A 25861-nucleotide genomic window follows, 5' to 3' on the forward strand; every position below is an offset into this window, starting at 1 on the left:
AAGAAGTGAGCCTTCGAAAGATCAAGCAAGAAGTCATTCTGCGCGGCGAGGGTTTTTCTCATCTATAATTTGAATTGACCAAACGCTGTGAGGGGGGTGCTCTCATGAAAAAATGTTTGACTGTTTTGGTTTTACTTGCCTGGGGAGCAATTCTGTTCAGTGGTGGAACAAAGATTGTCTACGACTTTGAAAAAGACACCTACTACGAGTTCAAGTGGATGCTCGATTCGGAGTTACACACGTGGGTTGGCTACAATACTTACGTAGACATTCAAAAAGACGTTTTTGACCACCTTTTTAATAATTTGATCCCGAGAAACGAGATGATTTACCGGGCTCTAAAGAACCAGCTCCGCAATCTCGAGGCTGTTCTATCCGAAAGGGGGAAACAAATCGAGAGCTTGAAGAACCAGATTTCCCGCAATGACGAGGAGATAAACAATCTCAAAGAACTCAGAGTCAGTCTGGAGAACAAGCTTAAGGAATTGGAGAGTCAGATTCTCGAAAAGGATAAACAGATAAACGATCTCAAAGGTGTATTGGAGAAGCGAGAAAAAGAAATCACTGATTTGAAGAGCGAAGTCGACAATCTCAAGGCCGATCTGTACGAAAAGAAAGAGCAAATTGAGAGCTTGAAGAACCAGATTTCCCGCAAGGACGAGGAGATAAACAATCTCGAAGAACTCAAAGTTAGTCTGGAGAACAAGCTTGAGGAATTGGAGAGTCAGATTCTCGAAAAGGATAAACAGATAAACGATCTCAAAGGCGATTTGGAAAAGCGGGACAACGAAATCGCTGATCTCAAGGATGACTTGCTTCAGAAGGAAAACCAGATCAAGGAACTGAGTGACATAATCACCGCCAAAGAAGCTGAGATAAACGATCTCAAAGGAGAATTAGAGAATCGAGAAAAAGAAATCACTGATTTGAAGAGTGAGATCAACAATCTCGAGGCTGTTCTGTCCGAAAGGGAGAAGCAAATCGAGGAGCTGAAGAGTTTGATCACTTCCAAAGAGACAGAGATAAACAACCTCAAAAACGATTTAGAAAAACGAAACTCTGAGATCATCAGTCTGATGGCCGTTCTGTTTCAGAAGGACAGTCAGATTGAAACCATGAAGGGTCAGCTCTACGATAAAGATGAAAAAATCAAGCTTCTTGAAGAACAAATTACCACCTTGAGGAATCAGATGTCGGGCAAAGATGTAGAGATAAAGACCTTGAAGGATGAATCGTCGCAGATGAGATCAAGATTCATCACTGCGGTCGTTATCGGGATCGTCGCTGTGGTTGTTCAGTTTGTGGTGATCTTCGTTCTTCTCAGAAGAAAAACGAAGGCAGCAACGTGACACAAAAATTGTGCTTTGCCTATCACATCATTTTATTGTGATCTTTCCTCGATCCTTCAGCGGAGATGAGCGGGGCCGCTAATCGAAAAAACTTGGTGGGTTTCACACTTCACGTTGTTTTCCCATGTTCTAAAACTGGCTGCGAACGGACAGTTGTGGTAGATCCTCACTGGAGCCGGTAGCATTGTGGAAAGGTACGCTCGACGCGTGCCTGCTCTACAGCTCTCCCCGAAAAGCTTTGTTCAATATGGCTTGCTCTAGACGTTTGAGTTTTTCCTCTGTTTGATCCTGTGCCTCTTTCAAGGCTTTGATTTTCTCCTGCACTTCTTGGAGGTGTGCCACAATGCGTTTTTGTTCTTCAAGGGGTGGGAGGGGGATAGTGATTGCGAGGTACTCATTGAAGCGAAGGTTTCTTATGTTGGTGGTTTGTGTCTGGAGTGGCTCTGTTCGTCCGGATATGTGGAAATGGAACAAGTAATAAAACAAAAACTTGGGTTCAACATCTGCACGTGAAACACGTAGACATGTAATGAAGTTACCAAAGCAGTATGTTCCTTGCCCCTGAAAATAGGCAACTCTACCGACCGGTTTGTTTGGTCCTCCGCCGGATCGTTCCAAAAGTATACCTCCTGGCTGCAAAATGGATTTTCTCAGTTGTTTCTCATTTAAAGCAAGCCGAATAGCTGTCCCATAAGATAGGCTACCATCAGGTAAAAAATCAGTTGATCGAAGAACAGGGATACCCTCGGGATCAGCCTGCGCCCACACCCCGGATTTGTAATCACACACCTCCCCCAATCTCACCCACCGCCAGCCTTCGGGGAGTTTGTAGGGGCCTTCATTAATGGGCTTTCCCCTCCTTCTCTAAGTGAGCCCGCACCACTGCAAGGATTTGACCATCCTTGCAGATGAAATTAGTGCGAGAGAGTGAGCACCTCACCCGGATTCTTCGGGTGGGATTGCCCTTTAGAAAGGAATCATGATGATTCTTTTACATCGTCGCCGCGTCATTCACTCTGCGCTCTGCGGCGATTTTTTTATTGCCATCTGGAGACGGAAAGTAACAGTTTTTGTCTCAGTGAGAGACAGATTGATTTTCTCAACGGTTTCGAAACATGGGATGGACTTTCTCGCATAGTCTGTGTAAAAGTTGTGGTAATATCAAATCAAGGGGGAATAACTTTGAGGGTTCGGTTCGACTTTAGAGTCGACAAGCTTCCGATTCTCTACAGGCACCGCATCATGTCGTTGATAAAAGAAGCAATCCAGATATCAGATCCAGAGTACAAAGCCATTCTTTATCCTGAAGGATTCAAGCGCACCAAACCCTTCACGTTCAGTGTTTACATACCACCAGGCTTTAAAACGACTAAAGAGAAATTTCTGCTGGATGATGGCCTAGCTTTGGAAGAAACGGTCTTTCTCCTCGAAAGAGAGATTTCGTTGTTTGTAAGCTCATGGGCCCCCGAGTTCATTGTCAACCTCTACAATGGCCTTCTAAAGTTGAGAAAGTTCCCACTCTTTGAATTTCTGAGTGAATCGGGTGAAAGACAAACGCATCACATTCACCTGGTCCGGGCGGTCGTTTTGAACGAGAGGAAAATAACCGCAGAAGAGGTTCCCTTCAAAACGATGTCTCCCATCTCTCTTGAAGACGGGAACGACGAGCCAATAGAGATTTTGAAAAATGATCGGGTCGATCAGGAGGAGCTCAAAAGGTTCGTCCACCATTTGAACGTCGTGCAAGACAAAAGGTTCAAAGATCTGAGGGGATACGGATTGAAAAAACCGCTCGAATTCGTTCCAAACAAAATAATAAGAAAAGTGGTTAAGCACGCGTTGAAAGGTTTTCGAGACGAAACCAAAAAACCGTACATGTTCCTGACTACGTACCATGGAGAATTCGTGCTGAAGGGGGATATGGAAGATCTGAGACTCACCTATCAAGTGGGACTTGGGCTCAGGACTGGACAAGGATTCGGAATGCTCGAGGTGGTGTAAGGTGGAGTATATTGAACTGAGGCCAAAGAACTGGTTCTACAATTTATCGGTAACAGGTTTTTTGGAAGTTTTGGCCGATCAGAACAGCGAAGAAATTGAGAAACTGATCAGGGACGATGGAACAGTTCTAATAGACAGGAAGATATTCGCGAAGCACAGGGAACTTGATATTCCAGAAGCTTTGGTGAGGTATGTGAATTATCTGGTGAAAGGAGAGAATTTGGACGAATGGCTGGAGGAGAAGAAGAAAAATGACCAGAAAACAAACAAAGAAAAGTACAAAAAGTACCACGATATGTTCGGAGAATTCGGCTACAAGTTGGCCAGGAGTTTCAACAAGCTGTTTAGATCGAACACACCGTATCAAAATTTGGTTCAGGAAAATGAATGGTCGCACTTCATCGAGCTTGTGAAAAACTTGGAAAAGATCTCAGAAAAGAAAGATACAGAAAAATGTGAGATCTGTGGGGGAAAGTGGTACCTCGATTTGGACAAGGCAACCGAGTTCACGAGGAGGTTGTTTCGCTTCGCCTCAGCTCATTCTTCTGAATTTGGATCGTCCGTAGGAGACTTTCCGAACGCATTCTGGAACAATAATTCTTCTCTGCTTGTCTGTCCACTCTGCGTTTATTTAATCATCCACAGTCACGTGGCTTGGACAAGGCTGAGCGATTCGACGAGCATCTTCATAAACGCCCCTTCTTTCAAGGTGATGTGGCATTTGAACAAATACGCGAAGGAGCTGTACGGTGCAGGAAAAGTTGAAGGTGTTAAAGAGCTCTTCGGAATGTCTCTGATCGAGCTTGCGCTGAAACTCAACTTGCAACTTGGAAAATGGACCATGATGAACATAGAGGTGGTTATCAAGTACAAAGACAAAAAAGGCAAAGACAAAGTGGAATTCTTTTCCATCCCACACGAAATCACCATGCTACTGCTCGACAAAAGTGTGGCATCTCTTCTTTTCGACATCGGAAGAACAGAAGTTCTAAGCTGGTTCTTGGATGGTGAATTCGACAAAATACTGCGGGATGGGGAAAGACATTTCCGAGAGGCTTTGAAGAGTTCCGATGCAAAAACACTGTCATACTCTCAAAAACTCTTCGAGTTGTATGCGCTCGTGAATGAAAAGCGAAAGGGGGGAGCGTTGTGAGTGACGTGCTCGATCTGGAACCTGTTAAAAAAGAACTCAAGAGAGGCGACATCAAACTCGAAACAGTCAAGGATGCCGTGAAGAAGTACAAAGATATGGGTTTCGAACTGCTGAAGCTGTTGGAGTACGCTTCGAAGATCGCGAAAGGTGATGAAAGGAAGGAGATCGAGAGGCTGTACAAAGAGTTTGCGCACAAGAGCTTGAGCGATTTGTGCGAAAGCTTGAGAAGAAAGGCCAGACGGCTAAGGGAGAACTCAAAAGACGGTGTTTATCAAAGGTTTTTCAAAGACGGCTCTCCAACCGGCACAACCTTCAGATTGCTCGAGCTAACAAGGATGGGGAAGAGAGACGAGGTTTTCCATTTGATTTTGAGAGAGTTTCTCAGCTCGGGCGAAGAAGTCCCGTACGAGTTGATGAAAGCCTTCGATCCCATTTTTCCCATCGAGGTCTTCAAAGTCTTCATTTATTCGTTCGTGGGTGGTTTGTCAAAACCTGCTGAAAAACCCACAACGAGCGGTCAAGGAGGGGATCAAGATGAACAGTCAGAATGATCGAAAACTCAAGCATGTTACCGTTACGATCTTGTTCGAGGGATTCGCGTTGAACAGGGATGAAAAAATCGGTGGGAACATTCAGTCCATCAAAAAGTTGAAACAGGCTGATAGAACCGTCAGCTTCATAAGCAAACCAGCTATGAGGCACTATCTCTTCGAAACTTTGTTCAAGGCGTACGGTTGGAAGCCAAGCGCAGTAAGCTTGAAAGGAAGAGAAGAAGAAAACAAAGTTGTGCAGTTCGATCTTTGCAAGGACAACATACTCACTTCTCCTGAATTGGACGCGTTTGGATACATGTACACCATCAGCAATGAGCATGCAATCACGAGAAAATCTCCCGTCGGCATCACGAAAGCCATCGGTTTGGACCCATACGACGGCGATATGGCCTTTTATGCTAACCACGACCTCGTGAGAAGGGCAATCGAACAAGGACAAGACGCTCAACCTAACCATTACAAACCTAACCTTTACAATAAAGAGGAGCATCTTTCCATCTACAAGGCCAGTTTCACTATAGACGTGGACGTACTCGGCAAAGACGAGTGGATAGTCCGGCAAGAACCTACATTTGTGGACAATAAGCTGGAAATTGTTCTGAAAGAAGAAGAAAAAACTCAGAAGAAACAAAAAGAAGGAAGAACTCAGGAAACAATAAAAGTAACGATTGACAATTTAAGGAAGAAAAACAACGGCGAGAACGAGTACGAGTACGCGATTGGTGACAAAACGATAGGGACAATAAGAATACAGAATAAGAAGGTGATCTTCGAACTTGACGAAAAAAAGAAAAAAGAGCGAATTAGACAGATCCTGGAGGCCATAAAGGATGGACTGTACGCCCAATCGAGTGGCGAAGCGAACACAATCGTCCCACTGTTCATGATCGCCGCGGCTGTTAAGATACCGTCCCCCATATTCCACCCGTTCATCGATGTAGAAAGGTCAGCGGATGGAAAACTCAGTGTCATAGGTGTTAAAGATTGCTTGGAAAACAGTTGGATTGAAAGATGCAATAACAAAGCGTATGTTTTCCTAAAATCGTGTGAGAGATTGAGGGTAAAAGATTTCGAGAGTGTTGAAGGAGCGATCATCACGGACTGGAACAAATTTCTCCAAATGCTGAACTTGTAAAGGGATGGGGCAAAGTCATGGACAAGTTAAGGGTTTTGAAGATCAAAATCTATCAACCACAGGCTCATTTTAGAATCCCATTCACTTACAAAAGAAGGCTCACCTACCCCATACCACCGTACTCAACCGTGCTGGGTTTGATCGCCAACATGCTTGGTGTGAAAAACGTGCCTGGACAGGAGGAACCGTGCGTTCGTGAGAGCTGCGAGTGCGTCTATCACAAGTACAAAGAACTCAAGATATCGATTTGTGGCAAATTCAAAGTCAAAACAACTGAGTACGTTTGGCTAAGAAGCTTGGAGAAAGGTTGGCACACAAAAAGATTTGGAAGCACGACCAACAGATGTGTGGGAGGACACGTTGAACACATCGGAGGTCAAATGCCCTGCTACGTGGACGTTTTGAACGACGTCGAGATCTTGATTCACCTTTATCACAGAGACAGAGATTTTCTCGAACTGATCGAGAAGAACTTTTTGGAGCCGAAGAACAGAACGTCCACGCTTCATTTGGGAAGGGCAGAAGACATCTTGGTGGTGAACAAGATCGGTTTTGAAGAACTCGAATTCAAACCCATCAACGGGCAGTTCGACTATTTCTTCTGGGTCCCACAGAAGATGTTTGGTTCAAGCGAAAACGTGTTCGATTCGATTCAGGGTTTGACTTACGATCTTCCCACCTTCTACAGAATAAGGAACGGTGCGAGAGAGTTCGACTACGTGAGGGTGAAGCTGAACGATGGAGACTTCGGGGGGATCAAAGCCCACTACGATAACATCGAGGATGTCCCAGTTTTCTTGGCGGATCCAAGGGGTGGTTGAAATGAACGCAAACGCCACGGAAAAGGTTAAGATCTTGGCAAAAACGACCGATCCTCGCGCGGGTGAGGTAACTCTTTCAAGGCATGTCAAAGACGTGCTGAAAGTCTTCGAAGCTTTGAGAGAGACCTTGAAGATAGAAGAAGACCTAAGCGAGGCTGTGAGGATCGCGATTTTTCTTCACGACCTTGGAAAGGTCCTACCCGCGTTTCAGATAAAACAGCTTCGAAACAGGAACTACGAACCTTGGGATGTGGTGTACGAAATACCCCATTCACTGTTCTCCATATTCCTGTTGAACGTGGATAGGCTGAAGAAGAAACTCGAGGAGAAGTTTAAAGAAAGGGCTGAAGATCTCTTCAACTTCTTGATCTCCTCGATCGCTTATCACCACTGGAGGGAAGGGTACGAAGCTTTTCTCATTTCGAACAAACGCGAACTCGTCGCGGTTTGTCAAAAGCTCAAAGGGGAATGGGAAGAACCCCTTTTGAGAAATCTCCGACAAGAACTCCAAGACTTTGAAGATTATTACCTTGATCTTGTTGGAACTAACAACGAGCTCGTCGAAGCCATTTTGAACGGAAGGAAACTTGTGAAACTCGTCGTACCACCGTACAAGTTCGACTACGAACCTTTGAGGAAGCAAATGAAAAAAGAGTGGATCCTCATCTCTGGAATTCTACAAAGATGTGATCACTTTGCTTCGTGGTGTGAAATGGAGGGATTCGACGAGCTCGGGAAAATCGAGCAAAAGGTCGAAGTGAACGTGAGGGAAAACATCGAAAAGAAGATAGGATCGAACGCCTGGCAGTTTTCAAAGATCAACGATCTGACCGACAAGAACGTGGTTCTCATCGCTCCAACTGGTTATGGTAAGACCGAGTTCGCCTTCCTGTGGTCTAACTCGGAAAAGCTCTTGTACACACTTCCCTTACGCGTCGCGGTGAACCAGATACACGACAGGGCTGAGGGGATCTTCGGGAAAGATAAAGTCGGTCTGTTGCACTCCGACGCAGACTTGTTCCTCTTGGAGAAGGGTGATGAGATGGTTGATCCAATGAAGGTTTATGAGCTTTCCAGGCAACTTTCGTACCCCGTGATAGTTTCAACTGGAGACCAGTTCTTCCCATACGCCTTGAGACCACCCGGCTACGAGAAGATATTTGCGACGCTCTCTCACTCTCGTCTCGTGATAGACGAAATCCAAGCCTACGATCCAAAGGCATGTGCGATAATCGTGAAGCTCATCCAATGGGTGCAGAAGATGGGTGGAAATTTCCTGCTGATGACGGCAACCTTACCAGAATTTGTGGAGGGGGAACTGCCGAAAGAATTCGAGAAGATAAACATCTACGAAGAGAAGAAGCAAGATTTCGAGAAGATCATCAAACACAAAGTGCAGATCGAAGAGATAGAAAACGAAGATTCGAACTTCGATCTCAGGGAAAAGAACATCGACGAGATTCTCCGTCAAGCTCGAAAGGGAAAGAGAGTTCTTGTGATCCTGAATACGATAAAACTGGCGAAGAAAGTCTTCGAAAGGTTGAAATCAAAACTGAGGGACCAGGGTGACGATTGCAAGATCTTCCTCCTCCATTCCGAGTTCACGTTCGGGGATAGAAGAAGGAAAGAAGTGGAGATCTTGAAACACTTCGGCAACCCAAAACCGAAGGATGAAAAAGAAGCCAAGGTACTGGTGACAACACAAGTTGTGGAAGCATCTTTGGACATAGATGCGGACTGCCTATTCACGGAAATCTGCCCGTTGGATGCCTTGATCCAACGAATGGGAAGGGTGATAAGAAGATACATTTACGCGAACGGAAGGGTTTTGAACAAAAGCGATGGGAAAGAGTACAAACTGCATCAAGAAATAAGACTCTACGACGGGTCAGAACCGAACGTCTTCGTGTGGGTATTCAAAGAAGGATATCAATCCGGTAGAGGTGCTGTTTATTCGAAAGATCAAATTGAGCAGACAAAAGAGATCATCAAAGAGGAAATCCGTCGAACAGCGGAAATGTCCGAATTTCGCAAGTATGAGATCGTCAACGATTATTACCGCTCGTTGAGAAACTCTAAAAAGTATCTCGACGAGTTCTACAAGACCATCGAGATACTGAACGCTGGTTTCATGTCCGAGAGAAAAAGCGAAGCTTTTCAAATATTCAGAGAGATTTACTCGATACCAGTGATACCGGAAAGCTTAGAGAAGCATTTCGTCAGAGAAATCAAAAAATACTCTCAAAAGGATAGTCTCAGTTACTCCGATTTCAAACTGAAAGTCTTGTCTCACTTCGTTGTGAACGTAGATGCACGAAAGTACATCACCAAGAAAGCGATATCGCTGCGTCCAACTAAAGATTTGGTGTACGAAGCGAACATTGAAGCTGAGAAGGGATCGAGGATTGAAAGATGGCTCGATGGGATATACCTCTGCTCTGGGGAATACGATCCTGAGGAAGGCTTCACACCCAGAGAAACTCGAGAGGCTCACATCGTAGACTGAAGGTTGGGGGGCGAGCTGAATTTTCGACAGAACCGACCTGCAGAGGTTGAAGATCAACGGCGTGAAGATCAATTATTTGTACGTCTGTGAAAGGAAACTGTGGTTGTTCGACAGAGGAATTCAGTTGGAAGAAAACTCTGAGAAGGTCTTGCTGGGAAAGCTTCTCAGTGAATATTCTTACCCAAGCGAAACGAGGAGAGAAGTCCTCATAGACGACTTGATAAAAATAGACGTGATGGGCGAGGAAGAAATCAGAGAAATCAAGTACAGCAACAGCTTAGCGAGCGCGAATAGAATTCAAATACTCTACTATCTTTATTATCTAAAAATGCTCGGGATCGAGAGAAAGGGGATCATAAATTATCCGAAAATGAGAAGAATGGAAGAAGTTTCGCTGACACCAGAGGCCGAAAGAGAAGTTGAACAAGCCATAAAGAGGGTTGAAGAGGTCCTGAGTTCACCCAGACCACCGGAAGTCAAGAGGAAGTCCTATTGTCCAAAATGCGCTTACTATGAATTTTGCTTTGGATAGGGGTGAATGACTTTGAGACCCTACTATATATTCTCGAGTGGGCGAATCATGAGGAGAGAAAACACGATCTATGTCGAAAACGAAAAAGGGGAAAAGAAGGCTCTACCAATCGAAGAGGTAGAATCCTTGCACATCTTCGGTGAAGTGGAGATGAACACAAAATTTTTGAATTTCTTATCTCAGCACGGAAAACCTATTCACTTCTACAATTACTATGGTTTTTACTCCGGCAGCTTTGTGCCGAGGTCCAAAAATATCTCCGGTGAGCTTTTGGTAAAGCAGGTTGAGTACTATCTCGATAACGAGAAAAGGCTTTATCTGGCCAAAGCTTTTGTGGAAGGCGCGACTTTTCACATGCTGAGAAACCTCAGAAATTACGACGGGACAGAAGAATTTGTGAGAATCATCAGCGAAGAGCAAGCCAAGTCGTTCGAAGCCAAAACCGTGCCGGAGTTGATGGGCTGTGAGGGAAGAGCGAGAGAGGCTTATTATCAAGCGTTCAACACGATTACGAGTGGCAGACTGGCAATGAATAAGCGAGAGAAAAGGCCACCAAAGGATCCCATCAACGCTTTGATTTCCTTTGGTAACTCCGTTATGTACTCGGTTGTACTCTCGGAAATATACAAAACCGAGCTCAACCCAACGATAAGTTACCTGCACGAGCCAAGGGAAAGGAGATTTTCACTGAGCTTAGACATTTCTGAGATATTCAAGCCTTTGATAGTCGATCCGATCATTTTCAAGCTAATAAACAACAGCATGCTCAAAGAAGAGGATTTCGAAGATGAACTCGATTTTTGTTACCTAACATCATCTGGAAAAAAGAAGTTTTTGAAGGAATTCGAGGAAAAGCTTGAAACCACCATTAAACACAGAAAGCTGAAAAGGAGCGTCTCCTATAGGACCCTTATTCGTCTCGAGTGTTACAAGCTTATAAGACATTTACTACAAGACGAATTCTACAAACCTCTGAAGGCGTGGTGGTGATGCCTTATTACGTAATCACATACGATGTTTCGGAACAAAGAGTAAACAAAGTTAGAAAGATCTTGAAAAAGTACTTCGTATGGGTTCAAAATTCTGTTTTTGAGGGGGAAATTAGCTTGGGCAAGCTTGAGAAATGTAAGCAAGAGCTTTTGCAAGTCATAGATCAAAGGGAAGATTCAATATACATCTATAAAGTTCATCGTCTCACAGATCTCGACAAGCAAGTAATCGGCGTAGAAAAAGAATTTACCGACAACTTCTTGTGAGTTTGCAGTAAACCTCTTTACCTGTTGAAAGTATAAAGTTCATTGATCTCATCGAATCAAACCGATGTTTTTCACAATCATGGTTTTATGTAACTTGGGGTTCGCTGCAAAGACCTGAAAGAACGAAAGCCAAAATTTCTCGTCCGACAATATTGAAAATTTCTCTGAAAATCGATCTCCCTTTGCTCGGCTTTCTACTTATGAATTAAGAGGGTTTGATCTGAACTATGTGGGATGTGAACTTCCCAAAGCGTAGTAGTTCAGCTCGCCTGAATTAGGTTTGATCTGAACTATGTGGGATGTGAACCGTGAGGCGAGAAAGAGGTTTGGGCACAACATTGCTTGTTTGATCTGAACTATGTGGGATGTGAACACTTATGAAAAGAGGTGGGAAGATGATCTTGTCTACGTTTGATCTGAACTATGTGGGATGTGAACCAGGTTGAAGAACGTAGTACACGTCCGTTGTGTTGCGTTTGATCTGAACTATGTGGGATGTGAACGAGTCAAGGGCGAAGGGAGAGAAAAGTCCACGTAACCACGTTTGATCTGAACTATGTGGGATGTGAACCCGTCCGTTCGGCTGGATTACAAGCACAGACACAAGTTTGATCTGAACTATGTGGGATGTGAACCTGTCATGTCTATAGTCTTCCAAGGTACGTCAGAGACGTTTGATCTGAACTATGTGGGATGTGAACAAAATGATGTACTCAGATCCCGCAACAGGAGCCCAAGGTTTGATCTGAACTATGTGGGATGTGAACTAATGGGATTGATCGTCAACGGGGTGGACTTAAAAAGTTTGATCTGAACTATGTGGGATGTGAACAAACAGGTCAACATCTCTGTCAAGGTTGAAGAAGTGAGTTTGATCTGAACTATGTGGGATGTGAACTTAGATCAAGTCATCGAGGGTGTGACAGGATACCAGGTTTGATCTGAACTATGTGGGATGTGAACCTGTGTTCACTACTTGCTCTTTGGTCAACAGCTTTGGTTTGATCTGAACTATGTGGGATGTGAACCTGGGAGTGCCCTTCCAGCTTACGAAAGGTGTATTAGGGTTTGATCTGAACTATGTGGGATGTGAACAGCGCGGTGGCGACAATCACGGAAGAGACCGCGAACAGTTTGATCTGAACTATGTGGGATGTGAACGTCCGTCCATCTATCAGGAGCGCGGTTCTTGAGGAAGAGTTTGATCTGAACTATGTGGGATGTGAACCTATAAGCTCCGCTCGTACCGCCTGTAACCGAAGGGTTTGATCTGAACTATGTGGGATGTGAACACAGCCGGGCGAAATCATCGAAATACCCGTCGAAAAGGTTTGATCTGAACTATGTGGGATGTGAACCTATAAGCTCCGCTCGTACCGCCTGTAACCGAAGGGTTTGATCTGAACTATGTGGGATGTGAACACAGCCGGGCGAAATCATCGAAATACCCGTCGAAAAGGTTTGATCTGAACTATGTGGGATGTGAACCATAAAGAACGTTGACGGGCTCTTGCTGGTGGTAATTCAGTTTGATCTGAACTATGTGGGATGTGAACCAATCTTTTCGATGATTCCATACTTTTGCTGTGCGGTTGGTTTGATCTGAACTATGTGGGATGTGAACGCAGTGTGTATGTGCTTTTGATTGACAAGCGTGATTATAAGGTTTGATCTGAACTATGTGGGATGTGAACCTTGGATACGTTTGTCTGAAACGCATCTTCAGATTCTTGTTTGATCTGAACTATGTGGGATGTGAACCTTGGATACGTTTGTCTGAAACGCATCTTCAGATTCTTGTTTGATCTGAACTATGTGGGATGTGAACACTTTCAGAAAGTAATCTTCCGTTGCGTTTGTCAGGTGTTTGATCTGAACTATGTGGGATGTGAACTTGAGTGTGTTTAGAACATGTTTATTGGTATCAGAGTTTGATCTGAACTATGTGGGATGTGAACACAGGCAAGAGCTAATTGCCAGCGCCAGACATGACCATGTTTGATCTGAACTATGTGGGATGTGAACTCGGTCTGATTTACAAAATCAAGGTACAGCCTTTTCGTTTGATCTTAACTATGTGGGATGTGAACTTGGCAACATAACGAGCCATCTGATCTTGTCTCAATCGCGTTTGATCTGAACTATGTGGTATGTAACCAGTCGCAGACGGACCAAGGCGTTGCCAAAACGCCTATAAGCGATTCGGCAACAGAAAGTGTTGCCGAAAAGCATGCTGACCAATCGGCAACTGTTGCCGAACAGCGTACTACACAAACGCTAACGTCTGGCACCCAACCAGCCGAAACCGATCAAGGTGTTGCCAAAAAGGATATATCCCAAACGGCAACACCAAGTGTTGCCAAAACGGAAACACCCCAGGGTGTAATACCCTTAGGTGAGACATTAACAGCGGAAGAAACCATAGAAATGGTAGATAGACTCTGCGATTTGAACACTACACCGACAACTATTCACGTTCTATGCGGATTCTCGTCAAATACAAAAACACAAAATTGATGTTCAGCGTGCGGAAATTGGCACTTGAACTGCATCATGATCATGCGGGGCTACAGAAATACCTTGGGGAATTGCACAAACACGTCGTCTTGACCGTGTTTTCGTCACCTCGAGGTACCATCATAGACTTCACGCCACTAAGGGGTGTTGCCAAAACGCATATCAGTTGAATGGCAACTGTTGCCAAAGGCATATCAGCAATTTGTCTACAGGTTTCATCTGAACTATGTGGTATGCGAACATGAACATCTCGAAATTGAGCGAACCGGTTCAGGGATTGGATTTGACAATGCTGGTGCGGGAGATCGCAAGAAGCTTGGAGAAGTCTGATTTTGAGACTCTATCTGCAGGTGAGAGAGATTCTCAAAAGTACAGAGCGACGAGTTTTGAGACTCTGTCGATGCAGGAAGTCATGGCTGGGCGCGCTGAATTCACGATCTTTGAAGTTCCAAAGAGAGGTTTCTATACGATACTCTCAACGACACAAAATGAATCTTAGGACAGTTTGAGGATGCTAATCAAAAGCGCAAAGCAAACGCTGATGTTCATTGAGCGAAAAAGAAAAAGGGAAAGGGTCTCTCCTGGCCCTTTTTACTGTAGATACGAAAGACAGGAATTCTAATTACTCGCTTTCACCACGCAGTTTTTTCTTCACGCAGGGGTTTTCGCCATTTGACTGTCGAGGGTGATCGTGCACTTTCTGTCCTACGAAAGTTTTTCAGTGTGTTGACAAGGGAGGACCGGGAATGTTATGATACGGATGTACGGACAACCGTATGTAAGGAGGACCGTTTCGTGAGAGAGATAGAACGACGACTTTTCAAAAAATTCTCAGTTCCCATCCAGTGTGAAGAAAGAAACGGAGCGCTCTTTCTGTACGGGAAGGTCAAAAGTTGGGACCAAGTCGTCAAGATAGGCAAGTTCGCGACGAAATTTGGCTTCAGGGGTGTTGTGAACAAGATCGAGTGTGAAGACGCCGAACCTTCAACTCCGAAAGCTCCAACCTTTCGAGATATGAACCTTCATGGAAGAAAAGTGGATGTTTTAATCATCGGTGCAGGTGTGATAGGCTGTGCGATCGCGCGGGAGTTGACCAAATGGAAGCTGGATATTTTGGTTGTCGACAAAGAAGCAGACGTTGCCATGCACCAAAGTTCTCACAACGCTGGCATGATGCATCCACCGATCGCGCCGCATCCGAAGAGTAAGAAGGCGTGTTACAACAGGAAAGGCCTGGACATGATAGAAACACTCTCACGCGAGCTCGATTTTCCCTTCCAAAGGAACGGTATGGCGATGTTGTTCCCGAGCGAGTGGTTCACACTCCTGCTGCCCTTCGTGAAGATGAGAGAAGTTCAAAACGACGTCAAAGACACACAGTTCTTGAGCGCTTCGAAGTTCTTGAAGATCGAGCCGAACGTGAAGAAGAACTTCTCGTGGGCGTACGTGATTTGGGAAGCGGGCGTGGTGGATCCTTTCCAAATGACCTTAGCCTTCGCCGAGAACGCCGTTCAGAACGGAGCAAAATTCTCTTTCAACACCTTCGTTGAGGATTTCGTCGTCAAAGATGACAGAATCGAGGCCGTTGTGACGAACAGGGGAACGATCTTTCCAAGAATCGTTGTGAATGCGGCCGGTGTTTGGGCAGATCACATCGCGGCTCTTGCCAACGATGAGTTCTTCACGATTCATCCGAGAAAAGGCGAGATGGCGATTATCGACAAAAAGAAATCCAACCTGTCCAGACTGACTCTCTCGAAAGTTTCTCTCAAACAGCTCGGTTCGGTCACCAAGGGTGGGGGATTGATTCCGACGGTTCATGGGAATCTTCTTCTTGGACCAACTGCGGTGGAAGTTCCAGACAGAGAAGATTACAGCACGACTCAGGAAGGTTTGGACGAACTTTTCAACAAGCACGCAGGCTTGGTTGAAGGTCTCAGCAAGAAGGATGTGATCAACTACTTCGCTGGGACGAGGGCAGCAACGTATGAAGAAGACTTCATCGTTGAATCTTCTCAGAAAATCCAGAACCTGATCCACGCTGCGGGAATCCAGTCACCGGGACTTACCAGTGCACCTGCCATAGCGGTGGATGTAGCGGCTATGTGCATCGAAAAATTACAAAAAGAGATAAAGATCGCTCCCAACGAAAAATTCTGTCCTGTCAGAAAAAAGGATCCAGATTTCAAGAAGCTCTCTCTGGAAGAAAAACAAAGGATCATAGAGAAGAATCCAAACTACGGCGTCGTGATCTGCAGGTGTGAGACCGTGACGAAGGGTGAAGTCCTTCAAGCGCTCCATGGAAACGTACCAGCCACCACGCTCGATGGAATCAAATGGAGAACACGCTCTGGGATGGGAAGGTGTCAGGGCGGTTTCTGTACACCGTTTTTGGTCGAGTTAATGCGAGAGGTTGGAATCGATCCACTCACCATGACGAAGAAGGGTCCTGGTTCGGAGCTGTTCGTCGCGAAAACAAGACTGGGAGGAGACGAACATGTATGATGTTGCGGTGATAGGTGCTGGGCCTGCTGGGCTTGCGGCTGCCATATCCGCATCCAAGAACGGTTCAAGTGTGGTGATCATCGAAAGAGAGCCGGAGCTTGGAGGAATACTGAAACAGTGCATCCACGATGGGTTTGGGATTATTCATTTCAGAAAGAGACTCACAGGGCCAGAGTACGCGGAGATTTTCATCGAAGAGCTTTTGAAGACAGATGTGCACGTTCTCACCAGTACCTTTTTACTGGACGTTCGAAGAGAACAAGGATTTTTCACCTTGACACTTCAGAACGAAAAAGGCATCTTTTCCATTCGTTCGAAGACCATTGTCCTTGCAACCGGTTGTAGGGAGAGAACCTCCAGGCAGGTCTTCATCCACGGCGAACGACCAGCAGGGATCATGACCGCGGGAGCGGCACAGAGGTTTGTGAACATGATGGGTCTTTTGCCTTTCAGAAGATGCGTCGTTTTAGGCAGTGGGGACATCGGTTTGATCATGGCGCGCAGACTCACCATCGAGGGTGCCAAGGTGATAGGAGTTTACGAGATAAAATTCGAGCCAGCGGGACTCTTGAGGAACGTTTCACAGTGCCTGCACGATTTCAACATCCCCTTGTATCTCTCACACACCGTCAGCAAAGTCTTTGGAAAAAATCGTGTCGAGAAGGTCGAAGTGGTGAGAGTCGATCAAAACCTTTCGTTTGTTGCTGGTAGCGAAAGAACGATCGAATGCGACGGGCTCTTGCTCGCCGTCGGTTTGCTACCCGAGAACGAGTTGGCTGAAAGGCTCTCACTTCAAATCGATCAAGTCACGAACGGTCCTTTCGTGGATCAGTATTTCATGGGCACGGTGGAAGGTGTTTTCAGCTGTGGAAACTCTCTGCACGTGCACGATCTGGTGGACTACGTCACGTGGACTGGTTTTGAGGCGGGAAAATGGGCAAGTGAGTACGCAAAGGGCAAACTGAAGGTGCAAAAGAGAGTTCCACTGAAATTCGATTCATCGTTGCAGTACTGCGTGCCACAGATGTTGAGTTTTCCTCTGACTGGAAAGGTGAGGATCTATTTCAGGGCCAAAACGAAGCTTGTGAACGCGCAGATCGCAGTCTCTCAAGCAGGACAAGAGCTTGTTTCGAAGAAGTTCAAAATCTTGAGACCACAGCAGATAGAATTCATCGATGTAACGCCGAGGTTCGAAGACGAGCCGTTGGAAATGTCGCTCAAACACGTCTCTTCCTTGGATGAACGAGAGCAACCTTTCAAGAGCCTGGTGTGCATCGTGTGTCCAAAAGGTTGTGAGATAGAGCTGTACGGAGATGCCTCAAACCCAATCTTCAGAGGCTATAGTTGTGAGAAGGGGCTCGAATTTGCAAAACAAGACATCATCAATCCGAGGAGAGTCCTCTGCACGACCGTTCTGACAAAAGATGCAAGACTTCTTCCCGTCAGAACGGACAGAGAGATCCCACTCGAAAGTTTTGAGAAAGTCATGAACAGAGTGAAGAGCATCGTGGTAAAAAAGACTGTTCGCCGTGGGGAAGTGATCGTGGAGAATATCGAAAACACGAACGCCAATCTCGTTGCCACTGCGACTCTGTACAATCTTTCTGGGGGGAGGACGAATGTCGAAGCTCGTCTTGAGCGTTGATTGTGGCACACAGAGTTTGAAGGCTCTCGCGTTCGATGAGACCGGAAATCTCGTTGACATGTGCAAGGCGGAGTATCCTCAAACCTACGTCTCACCGAAACCTGGTTGGGCGGAACAGGACCTCCAAGTTTACGAATCAGCGCTCTCGAAGGCTTGTAAAACGCTCTTCGAGAATGGCAAGGTAAAACCAGAAGAAATACTTGCGATCAGCGTAACGAGCCAGCGAGATACGTGCGTGTTTCTGGCGAAGGACGGAAGACCGTTGAAGAGAGCGATCCTCTGGCTCGATCAAAGGATGGCCCAGTACGATGCGAAACTTCCTCTACACTTCAAGATCGGTTTCAAGATCGTGGGTATGGAGAAAGCTGCGATGATCTCTTCAAAGAAGTGCAAGGCGAACTGGGTGAGACAGAACGAGCCAGAGATCTGGAAGGAAACTCACAAGTTCTTGCTCCTTTCTGGTTGGTTCAACTATCTCCTGACTGGAAAGTTCGTCGATTCGATCGCGAGCCAGATCGGTCACATTCCCTTCAACTACAAAAAGCAGACCTGGGCAGATCCGAAGAGAGACTTTCATCCGTACCTCTTCCCGATAGACAGAAACAAACTTCCAGAATTGGTTGCACCGGGAACGATCGTGGGTGGTCTGACGAGCCAGGCTTCGAAACTCACCGGTTTGAAAGAAGGAACACCTGTGATCGCGTCGGGGTCGGACAAGGGTTGTGAAACGTTGGGAGCTGGGTGCATCGAAGAGTCCATGGCCTGTGCCAGCTTGGGCACGACGACTACGTTGCAAATAACGAGCGAGAAATACCTCGAACCGATCAAATTCATGCCCTCTTATCCAGCGGTGATACCTGGCAAATTCAACCCGGAAGTTGAGATATTCAGAGGTTTTTGGATGGTGACATGGTTCAAAGAACAGTTCGCCTCGGTCGAAGCTCAGATCGCACGCGAACGAAACGTTTCGACAGAAGAAGTGCTCGAAGAACTGTTGCTGCAGACTGAACCTGGTAGCTTCGGACTGGTCCTACAACCTTACTGGGGGGCTGGGTTGAAGCAACCCGAAGCGCGTGGTGCCATCGTGGGCTTTGGGGATGTGCACAACCGTGCGTATCTTTACAGATCGATCATAGAAGGTTTGGCGTACGCTCTGAGGGATGCGGCGGAGAAAATAGAGAAAGTTTCCAAGACCGCTATAGAAAAGATCGTGGCGACAGGTGGTGGTTCTCGCTCCAACATGGTTTGTCAAATTCTGAGCGACGTGTTGAACAGAAAGGTTTTGAGGACGCACGTGTACGAAGCTGCAGGCTTGGGATCTGCGATCGTCAGTTTCTGTGGCCTTGGGTTTTACAAAAGTTTCGAAGAAGCCGTCGGGAAGATGGTCAGATACGTCCACGAGTGCGATCCCAATCCAGAAAGGACTTCACTCTATCAGAAGCTGTATCGAAGCGTCTACAAAAGACTCTATCCAAGACTCAGACCTCTCTACAGAGCGATGCAGAGGATAACGAACTATCCAGAGATGTGAGGTGAAATAGATGAGTTGTCCGAAGTGGATCGAGCAGGTCGCACCGGAAAAAAGCTACAGATCGATCTTTCGTTGGGGAGATCCAAGCTATTTCAAGCATCCGAACGAAAGACTGTGCAAACTCATGAGACAGGTTTTCGAACTGACTGAAGAAGATCTCAAAAGTCCTAAGAACACAGGTTTTGAAATCGTGGATGTGGAGGTTCCTATAAGGCTCGAAGCAAAGCATATAGAAGCGTTTCAAAAAATTGTCGGTCCAGAGAACGTCGCACTCGACGCTTACAGCAGAATCAAAGCGAGCTACGGAAAGACCCAGTACGACGTGCTCAGACTCAGACACAAGATCGTTGAGAACTTGCCAGATCTTGTGATTTACCCAAGGGACAAGAAAGATGTGGTCGAGATCGTGAGATATTGCAATCAGCACAAAATACCCATCTATCCGCGCGGTGGAGGTTCGGGTGTGACGAGGGGAACGGAATGTGTCTGTGGCGGTGTGAGTTTGGATTTGACCAGACACATGAACAGAATTTTGAAGCTCAACGAGACCAACTGTACCGTGACTGTGGAGCCTGGCATTTACGGACCTGCGCTCGAAGAAAAACTCAACAACGCACCAAAATACTTCGGCGCAAAACATCGCTACACCTGTGGTCATCTACCACAATCTTTTGAGTATTCCACCGTGGGTGGTTGGGTCGTGACGCGAGGTGCTGGTCAGAACTCGACGTATTACGGAAAGATAGAAGATCTTGTGGTTTGTCAGGAGTACGTCACACCAGTTGGAGAAATAAAAACCAAGGAATATCCGCGTGCGGCGATCGGTCCTTCGATCGATCAGATCATGATCGGAAGCGAGGGTACCTTCGGAGTTCTCGTTTCTGTCACGCTGAAGATTTTTCGATACATGCCTCAGAACGATCAGTACTTCAGTTTCGTCTTCAAAGACTTTCACAGCGCGATCGAAGCGTGCAGAGAGATCATGCAGTCGAACTTCGGTTTTCCCGCCGTCATGAGACTTTCAGACCCAGAAGAAACAGATGTTGCCTTCAAACTCTACGGCGTTGAGGGCACTGTGATCGACAAGTTCGTCACTGCTATGGGCTACAGACCGATGGAAAGATGCCTTCTGCTCGGTATCGCACAGGGCGAAGAGCACTTCGCGAAAAACGTGAAGAGGAACATAAAAAAGATCGCCAAGGCTCACGGAGCGCTCTACACCACGGGTTACGTGGCCAAAGCCTGGGAAAAGGGCAGGTTCACAGATCCATACCTGAGGGACGATCTGAACGACTTTGGAATACTCATCGACACGCTCGAGTGTGCGATGGCTTGGGACCAGCTCGAGTACGTTTGGAAAACCGTCAGGGAAGTTTGCAAAGCACGTCCGAAGACGATCGTGATGAGCCATTGCTCACACTTCTATCCACAGGGTACGAATCTGTATTTCATATTCATAGGCAAATTCGAAAGTATCGAAGAGTTCGTGGACTATCAGGCCAAGATCGTGGACAAGATCGTTGAGAGTGGAGCTTCGCTCAGTCATCACCACGGAGTTGGAAGGTTGTTCGCACCGTGGTTTGAAAGATGCATCGGGAAAAACCAACTGGAGGTCATAAGGGCTTTGAAGCGTCATTTCGATCCGAACAACATAATGAACCCCGGTGGGACGCTGGCGCTGGATCTGAGCGATGGTGAACACATGGTAAAATGAACATGGGTGAAACGTTTGCTCGACAAGAGTAGTGCTGTACCGCTCTACGCACAGCTTGCAGAAAAACTGAAAGAGAAAATATTGAGAGGCGAATGGAAAGACGGAGAAAAGATCCCTCCTGAGTTCGAGCTCATGGAGAAATACGGTGTGAGCAGAGCGACGGTGAGAGCCGCCATAGACACGCTCGTTGCTGAAGGTTTCTTGGTGAAGCGTCACGGCATTGGCACTTTCGTCAGGAAGTTCAGACCCACCTTCAGTTTCGAACCGCTCATAAGTCTCAATTACGCGCTCGAAACTTTTGGTTTTGTGAGCAAGAACGTTGTATTGAAGAAAGGGTATTTGAAGGTGGATGAGAATTTGTCGTGCGATGCGAGATGGAAAGCCGTTCAAGAGTGTTTTTTGGTGAAGCGCCTCAGGTACGTGGACGAATTTCCCATCGTAGTGGAAGAGTCGTACTTTCATCCAGAAATCGCGAAAGCGATCGAGAACGAGGATCTGACCAAGTCATTGGCGAAGGTGTTCTTCGAGAGCTTGAAACACATCGAGATCGCGAGAATTGAACAGATCATAGAACCATGCACACAAAAAGAAGCAGAAGACCACGTTCAGGGTTTGATCGACACAGACACATTTTTAAAAATGTCCCGCTGGATCTACGTCAAAGATCACACAGAACCTGTTTACTATTTACTTCTCTTCATGCGTGCCGATCTGAGCAGGCTCAGAGGATGAGTGAGTGGGGGGTCGATGATGAAACTCTTCTCTTTCTTGGGTGATCGATACCACGACAAAAAAGCCTTTTTCGACGTGCTGTCCGAAGCTTTGAAGAAACAGTTTGGTTCGTTCCAAGTCGAAGAGGGGCAAAACTTGGAGGAAGCTTTGAGAGAAAATCCAAACTCGATCGTCATCGCCAAATGGGGTTTGAGCGAGAGTGGGACTTTCTGGCTGGATGAAGAGCTCGTTCAGCTTCTGACGCGTTGGGCGGAGAACGGTGGAAGGCTCTTCGTGTGGCACTCAGGCCTTGCGAGATATCCCCAGTCTTACGCAGAACTTGTGGGAGGAAGGTTCATCTTTCATCCAGAAAGAACTTCGGTGAGGTATTTCACCGAGGATGGATTCTCTTTCGAAATCTTCGACGAACACTATTTCGTCGAACTGAGAGGAAACGTTGAAGTTTTCCTTTGGTCCGAGTCGATCTTCGGTCGATCCACCGCTGGTTGGAAGAAACTTCTTGGAAGTGGGAAGATCTTGGCGTTAACACCAGCACACGACGAAGAAGCATTGAAAAACGAGAAGTTCAAACAACTGCTGGAGAAAAGTTTGAATTGGTTGCTCAGTTGAAGATTTTGGGAGGTGTTCATGGTGAGAGAACTTTACTCGTTGAACTTTGGACTTGGTAGTCTACCTTTGTTGTCGGATGCAGAGACGCGTTCCATATCCGCAGAGAACCCAACGGGCGAGAAGGGTGGTGGGGCGAAGGCGGTGCCAGATGAAAACAATCCTGCGTTCCTGCTCGGCAAAGGCTGGAAGGTTCGGCCGTGCATCGATTTGGAACCACAGAGCACGACGGTTCTTGCAGACATCGCTGGACCTGGCATCATTCAGCACATCTGGATCACGGTGGACACGAAAGCTTACAGAGACACCGTACTTCGCATGTACTGGGACGAAGAAGAAAAACCTTCCGTCGAAGTTCCACTGGGTGATTTCTTCTGCAACGGCCATGGAATGAGGTACAACGTGGTCTCGATACCCATTGCGGTGAATCCATCTGGTGGGTTCAACTGTTACTTTCCCATGCCGTTTCGCAAACGTGCGCTCATCACGATAGAGAACCAGCGTTGGGAAAAGATAACTGGCTTTTTCTACCAAATCACCTACGCGCTGACCGACCTACCTGAGAAGATCGCTTACTTCCATGCACAGTGGAGAAGATCGATGACCAAGCGCGAGCACCCAGAACACATCATAGTCGATGGAATCGTGGGTCAAGGTCATTACGTAGGCACCTTCATCGCGTGGACACAGTTTTCGAGCGGTTGGTGGGGCGAAGGTGAGGTGAAGTTCTACATAGACGGAGATACAGAATATCCCACCATCTGTGGAACGGGAACCGAAGATTATTTCGGTGGTGCGTGGTGCTTCGGTCAAACCTTCAACGCTCCCTTCAGTGGTTATCCTCTGTGGCACAAAAGGTTTGGGGAAGCTCCGAAACACGCGATGTACCGCTGGCACATCTACGATCCCATCAGGTTCAAGCAGAATCTGAAGGTCACGATACAGGCGCTCGGATGGTGGCCCAACGGGAGGTTCCAACCTCTCACGGACGACATCGCTTCGGTCGCTTACTGGTACCAGGTCGAGCCACACGCACCGTTCCCACAGCTACCGAGCGCGGAGGAACGCTGGCCGAGGTGAGGCCTTTCAAGTTCAACGGATTTGCAGACTGAAAGCTTCCAACTTTCTGAAAAAGTCGGCGAAGATCTCACCGGCAAGAACCTCGACGATCGTCTTGCGCACACGTCGAAGACACTGAACCATCGAACACGTTGTGTTCGGGGCCACCGACTGGCCACCATCTTCCGATCCACAGCACGATTTTTTCAGCGATCTCGGGGAGTGGGCCCAAGCAAGCGATGTAGACTGGTTCGTGTGAAGATTTGACGCAAGAAATTATGAACTCTGCACCTTCGAGTTTCTGTGTTGCGTGTCGTTCTTCGAGGACGAAAAAAGAGATTTTGAAGACTGGAACCTTCTCTTCCAACCCCCATCTTCTTCGTGCGTGGATATTACGCTTCTGTTGGACGTTTCACTCTGGATCTTTCGATGGCAGGATACTACTGAACCCATGTTCAGTGATGGTTGACGGAGGGATTTCCATGTTCTTCTCTTTGGAACCGAAAACGAGGAGAGAAGACCTCTACGACAGGGAGAACGAACTGGACGAATTGGAAAGAGCTTTCGAGAACGGAAGGATAGTTCTATTGACGGACACGAGGAGGATAGGCAAAACATCCATATATTCGTAGACTGCAGGGCCTTCGTGAGGCGGGGAAACTTGCTCGACAAGAGGACGATAAAGGACCATATGATCGTCGAGATTCAGAACGTTTTTAAAAAGAGCATTCTCAAGAGGGCCGCAAGATCGATTTCGAACATCAAGACTCCTTGGCTGGAGGTTGAACTGAAGGGAAAGGAAGGTCTTCAGACTTCTCTCGCGCACGTTCTGAACGAGGTCAACTCGAAGCTGGAAAAATCCAGGCGCAAGTTGATCGTGGCGATGGACGAAGTTCAGAACATGAGGTTGGACGGCAGTGGTGGTCTGGAATTTTTGAACCTCATAAGAAGTTGGCAGACTTTCAGCGAACGTTAAGCAAATGCAAGAAAGGTTCCAAGAGGTATAGAAAACTGTTGAAAGCAAAGCAGCGAATGCTGAAACGAACAAAGCATCAAATAACGGACATACTGCACAAGATAACCAGCAACTTTCTGAGAATTTGCTCGCAGAAAGGCGTGGGCACTATTGCAATTGGTGATGTCACAAATATTCGAGAGCGTGTAGAAGGGAACGATAACTTTAATCAAAAAGTTCATCAGTGGTGTTTCAGAAAGATGGTGGACATGATAACCTACAAAGCACAGCTACTGGGGATTGAAGTGAAACTTGCTTCGGAAGAATATACGAGTCAGGTCTGTCCTGTATGTGGTAGCAAGAATCATGCGGTTGGTCGCAACTATGAGTGTAAAAGTTGTGGATTTAGTTATCACAGGGACGGAGTAGGAGCGATAAACATCTGGCAGAGGTATCTTGGGAAGAAGTCCCAAGTAGTAGCGGGATTGGCACCCATCAGAGGTGTAAGGTTTAAACCACACCTCTGTGGCCATGGAGTATCAAATGCTCCATGGAAGGCAGCCTAAAGAGCTGCTAAGAATCCCATCTCCTTCAGGGGATTGGGAGTGTCAATGGTTCCGAAGTTGGTGTGCTGCACGATTTTCTCAGACTGGACGATGCGAACTCTCCACTCTTTGGAAGGTACTTGAACGAGATCAAAATCGAGAGGTTTTCCAGGGAACGTTCCATCGACTTTTTGGTCAAAGGTTTTGAACAGCTGAACTTGAAACAGGATTTGAGAAAGATAGAAGAAGCCATTGACGGCTTGGATGGATTGGTGGGTTATTTGGTCATGTACGGATACACCGTGTGGCAGAAGGGAAGTTACGAAACGGCGCTTTCGGAAACACTCGAGAGTGCGGAACGGATCGTTGAGAAAGAGTTGGAAGAACTGTTTGAAAAATCCGAAAACTACAGAATCGTGCTGGAGGCGATTGCACACAGAATGAACACATTTTCGAAGATAAAGGAGTACTCCGTTATGAAATCGATGTCCATGAACGATAGAACCCTCACCAACGTCTTGAAAGCCTTAGTGAAGTACAGCTACCTCGAAGAACGCTTTGAAGACGGCTCGAAACGTTACGTGATCCCCGATCCAATAGTTGAAAGAACGGTGCTGAAACTTCCTTGATTGTATTGCTTTGCTTTCATGAAGAAAGAACGCATGAGAGCGTGTATAACAAAAAGAGTTAAGGACGCTGTTCTTCATTCGAAGATCTTGTCTTTTCTTCAATGCGCTTTTTGAAC

Annotated in this window: 23 protein-coding genes, 1 pseudogene and 1 CRISPR repeat array; of the genes and pseudogenes, 22 read left to right on the plus strand and 2 right to left on the minus strand. The window is 46.5% G+C overall.

Annotation, left to right across the window (positions count from 1 at the left end; genetic code table 11):
• The first annotated feature begins 104 nt into the window (after positions 1-104).
• Positions 105-1349 (plus strand): coiled-coil domain-containing protein, encoded by a 1245-nt coding sequence (locus AJ81_RS06045; protein WP_031505427.1) that lies wholly within the window; start codon positions 105-107, stop codon positions 1347-1349.
• Positions 1350-1565: 216 nt separating this feature from the next.
• Here the strand turns inward: AJ81_RS06045 and AJ81_RS06050 are convergent, their stop codons facing one another.
• The gene (locus AJ81_RS06050) at positions 1566-2195 is read right to left on the minus strand and encodes a restriction endonuclease subunit S (RefSeq protein WP_081708843.1); all 630 of its coding nucleotides are present in this window, start codon (positions 2193-2195) and stop codon (positions 1566-1568) included.
• A 336-nt stretch (positions 2196-2531) separates the two neighbouring features.
• Between AJ81_RS06050 and cas6 the strand changes: the two genes are divergently transcribed.
• The 17 genes from cas6 (at position 2532) to AJ81_RS06140 (ending at position 23637) form a co-directional block, all read left to right on the plus strand.
• The gene (cas6, locus tag AJ81_RS06055; RefSeq protein WP_031505424.1) at positions 2532-3350 is read left to right on the plus strand and encodes a CRISPR-associated endoribonuclease Cas6; all 819 of its coding nucleotides are present in this window, start codon (positions 2532-2534) and stop codon (positions 3348-3350) included.
• 1 nt (position 3351) lies between these two features.
• A complete protein-coding gene (gene cas8a1, locus AJ81_RS06060) occupies positions 3352-4503 on the plus strand; it encodes a type I-B CRISPR-associated protein Cas8b1/Cst1 (protein ID WP_031505422.1) in 1152 nt (383 codons plus the stop codon).
• Positions 4500-5054 (plus strand): hypothetical protein, encoded by a 555-nt coding sequence (locus AJ81_RS06065; RefSeq protein ID WP_051368723.1) that lies wholly within the window; start codon positions 4500-4502, stop codon positions 5052-5054. Before cas8a1 ends, AJ81_RS06065 begins: the two co-directional genes overlap by 4 nt.
• Entirely contained in the window at positions 5038-6192 is a 1155-nt protein-coding gene (gene cas7i, locus AJ81_RS06070; RefSeq protein ID WP_031505418.1) for a type I-B CRISPR-associated protein Cas7/Cst2/DevR, read from the plus strand. The genes AJ81_RS06065 and cas7i overlap by 17 nt, the downstream gene beginning before the upstream one ends.
• Positions 6193-6209: 17 nt before the next feature.
• Positions 6210-7013 (plus strand): type I-B CRISPR-associated protein Cas5b, encoded by an 804-nt coding sequence (cas5b, locus tag AJ81_RS06075; RefSeq protein WP_031505416.1) that lies wholly within the window; start codon positions 6210-6212, stop codon positions 7011-7013.
• 1 nt (position 7014) lies between these two features.
• Positions 7015-9519: a CRISPR-associated helicase/endonuclease Cas3 gene (locus AJ81_RS06080; protein ID WP_051368724.1), complete on the plus strand. Its 2505-nt coding sequence runs from the start codon at positions 7015-7017 to the stop codon at positions 9517-9519.
• Positions 9520-9580: 61 nt separating this feature from the next.
• Positions 9581-10051 (plus strand): CRISPR-associated protein Cas4, encoded by a 471-nt coding sequence (cas4, locus tag AJ81_RS06085; protein ID WP_197536856.1) that lies wholly within the window; start codon positions 9581-9583, stop codon positions 10049-10051.
• A 6-nt stretch (positions 10052-10057) separates the two neighbouring features.
• Positions 10058-11041 (plus strand): type I-B CRISPR-associated endonuclease Cas1b, encoded by a 984-nt coding sequence (gene cas1b / locus AJ81_RS06090; RefSeq protein ID WP_031505411.1) that lies wholly within the window; start codon positions 10058-10060, stop codon positions 11039-11041.
• Complete coding sequence (gene cas2 / locus AJ81_RS06095) at positions 11041-11307, plus strand: CRISPR-associated endonuclease Cas2 (RefSeq protein ID WP_031505409.1); 267 nt, start codon at positions 11041-11043, stop codon at positions 11305-11307. Before cas1b ends, cas2 begins: the two co-directional genes overlap by 1 nt.
• 213 nt (positions 11308-11520) lie before the next feature.
• A CRISPR array of direct repeats spans positions 11521-13465; the repeat unit is 29 nt; unit sequence GTTTGATCTGAACTATGTGGGATGTGAAC.
• 600 nt (positions 13466-14065) lie between these two features.
• Positions 14066-14323 carry a hypothetical protein gene (locus AJ81_RS06105; protein WP_031505408.1) on the plus strand — a complete coding sequence of 86 codons (258 nt, stop codon included), beginning with the start codon at positions 14066-14068 and terminating at the stop codon, positions 14321-14323.
• Between the two features lie 296 nt (positions 14324-14619).
• Positions 14620-16329, plus strand: a complete 1710-nt coding sequence (locus tag AJ81_RS06110; protein ID WP_051368725.1) for an NAD(P)/FAD-dependent oxidoreductase — start codon at positions 14620-14622, stop codon at positions 16327-16329.
• Positions 16322-17974 carry an FAD-dependent oxidoreductase gene (locus AJ81_RS06115; RefSeq protein WP_031505404.1) on the plus strand — a complete coding sequence of 551 codons (1653 nt, stop codon included), beginning with the start codon at positions 16322-16324 and terminating at the stop codon, positions 17972-17974. Before AJ81_RS06110 ends, AJ81_RS06115 begins: the two co-directional genes overlap by 8 nt.
• Positions 17949-19505: an FGGY-family carbohydrate kinase gene (locus tag AJ81_RS06120; protein WP_031505403.1), complete on the plus strand. Its 1557-nt coding sequence runs from the start codon at positions 17949-17951 to the stop codon at positions 19503-19505. The genes AJ81_RS06115 and AJ81_RS06120 overlap by 26 nt, the downstream gene beginning before the upstream one ends.
• Positions 19506-19515: 10 nt before the next feature.
• Positions 19516-21219, plus strand: a complete 1704-nt coding sequence (locus AJ81_RS06125) for an FAD-binding oxidoreductase (RefSeq protein WP_031505402.1) — start codon at positions 19516-19518, stop codon at positions 21217-21219.
• Positions 21220-21234: 15 nt separating this feature from the next.
• Entirely contained in the window at positions 21235-21951 is a 717-nt protein-coding gene (locus AJ81_RS10740; protein ID WP_031505401.1) for a GntR family transcriptional regulator, read from the plus strand.
• A gap of 18 nt (positions 21952-21969) precedes the next feature.
• On the plus strand, positions 21970-22560 hold the full coding sequence (locus AJ81_RS06135) for a ThuA domain-containing protein (RefSeq protein ID WP_031505399.1): 591 nt from the start codon (positions 21970-21972) through the stop codon (positions 22558-22560).
• A 21-nt stretch (positions 22561-22581) separates the two neighbouring features.
• Positions 22582-23637 carry a glycoside hydrolase family 172 protein gene (locus tag AJ81_RS06140; protein ID WP_197536859.1) on the plus strand — a complete coding sequence of 352 codons (1056 nt, stop codon included), beginning with the start codon at positions 22582-22584 and terminating at the stop codon, positions 23635-23637.
• Positions 23638-23704: 67 nt separating this feature from the next.
• Here AJ81_RS06140 and AJ81_RS10965 read toward each other — a convergent pair whose 3' ends face one another.
• On the minus strand, positions 23705-23983 hold the full coding sequence (locus AJ81_RS10965; RefSeq protein WP_031505395.1) for a hypothetical protein: 279 nt from the start codon (positions 23981-23983) through the stop codon (positions 23705-23707).
• Between the two features lie 115 nt (positions 23984-24098).
• Here AJ81_RS10965 and AJ81_RS10820 point away from each other — a divergent pair, with 115 nt between their 5' ends.
• The 4 genes and pseudogenes from AJ81_RS10820 to AJ81_RS06160 all read left to right on the plus strand — a co-directional run bounded on the left by AJ81_RS10820 (position 24099) and on the right by AJ81_RS06160 (position 25745).
• On the plus strand, positions 24099-24248 hold the full coding sequence (locus AJ81_RS10820; RefSeq protein WP_144316857.1) for an ATP-binding protein: 150 nt from the start codon (positions 24099-24101) through the stop codon (positions 24246-24248).
• 14 nt (positions 24249-24262) lie between these two features.
• Positions 24263-24592 (plus strand): hypothetical protein, encoded by a 330-nt coding sequence (locus AJ81_RS10825; protein WP_144316858.1) that lies wholly within the window; start codon positions 24263-24265, stop codon positions 24590-24592.
• Positions 24559-25137, plus strand: a pseudogene (locus AJ81_RS06155) (RNA-guided endonuclease InsQ/TnpB family protein); the annotation flags it as partial. The gene AJ81_RS10825 and the pseudogene AJ81_RS06155, both read left to right, overlap by 34 nt.
• 62 nt (positions 25138-25199) lie before the next feature.
• On the plus strand, positions 25200-25745 hold the full coding sequence (locus AJ81_RS06160) for an AAA family ATPase (RefSeq protein WP_051368727.1): 546 nt from the start codon (positions 25200-25202) through the stop codon (positions 25743-25745).
• The last annotated feature ends 116 nt before the right edge of the window (positions 25746-25861 follow it).

This window comes from Pseudothermotoga hypogea DSM 11164 = NBRC 106472 (assembly GCF_000816145.1).
In the GTDB taxonomy this organism is placed as follows: domain Bacteria; phylum Thermotogota; class Thermotogae; order Thermotogales; family DSM-5069; genus Pseudothermotoga_A; species Pseudothermotoga_A hypogea.

Bases quoted from the DNA above. Each gene is read 5' to 3' on its own strand.
- AJ81_RS06045 (WP_031505427.1), top strand. From the start codon at position 105: ATGAAAAAATGTTTGACTGTTTTGGTTTTACTTGCCTGGGGAGCAATT.
- cas7i (WP_031505418.1), top strand. From the start codon at position 5,038: ATGAACAGTCAGAATGATCGAAAACTCAAGCATGTTACCGTTACGATC.
- cas5b (WP_031505416.1), top strand. From the start codon at position 6,210: ATGGACAAGTTAAGGGTTTTGAAGATCAAAATCTATCAACCACAGGCT.
- AJ81_RS06080 (WP_051368724.1), top strand. From the start codon at position 7,015: ATGAACGCAAACGCCACGGAAAAGGTTAAGATCTTGGCAAAAACGACC.
- cas1b (WP_031505411.1), top strand. From the start codon at position 10,058: ATGACTTTGAGACCCTACTATATATTCTCGAGTGGGCGAATCATGAGG.
- cas2 (WP_031505409.1), top strand. From the start codon at position 11,041: ATGCCTTATTACGTAATCACATACGATGTTTCGGAACAAAGAGTAAAC.
- AJ81_RS06105 (WP_031505408.1), top strand. From the start codon at position 14,066: ATGAACATCTCGAAATTGAGCGAACCGGTTCAGGGATTGGATTTGACA.
- AJ81_RS06115 (WP_031505404.1), top strand. From the start codon at position 16,322: ATGTATGATGTTGCGGTGATAGGTGCTGGGCCTGCTGGGCTTGCGGCT.
- AJ81_RS06120 (WP_031505403.1), top strand. From the start codon at position 17,949: ATGTCGAAGCTCGTCTTGAGCGTTGATTGTGGCACACAGAGTTTGAAG.
- AJ81_RS06125 (WP_031505402.1), top strand. From the start codon at position 19,516: ATGAGTTGTCCGAAGTGGATCGAGCAGGTCGCACCGGAAAAAAGCTAC.
- AJ81_RS06135 (WP_031505399.1), top strand. From the start codon at position 21,970: ATGAAACTCTTCTCTTTCTTGGGTGATCGATACCACGACAAAAAAGCC.
- AJ81_RS10820 (WP_144316857.1), top strand. From the start codon at position 24,099: ATGTTCTTCTCTTTGGAACCGAAAACGAGGAGAGAAGACCTCTACGAC.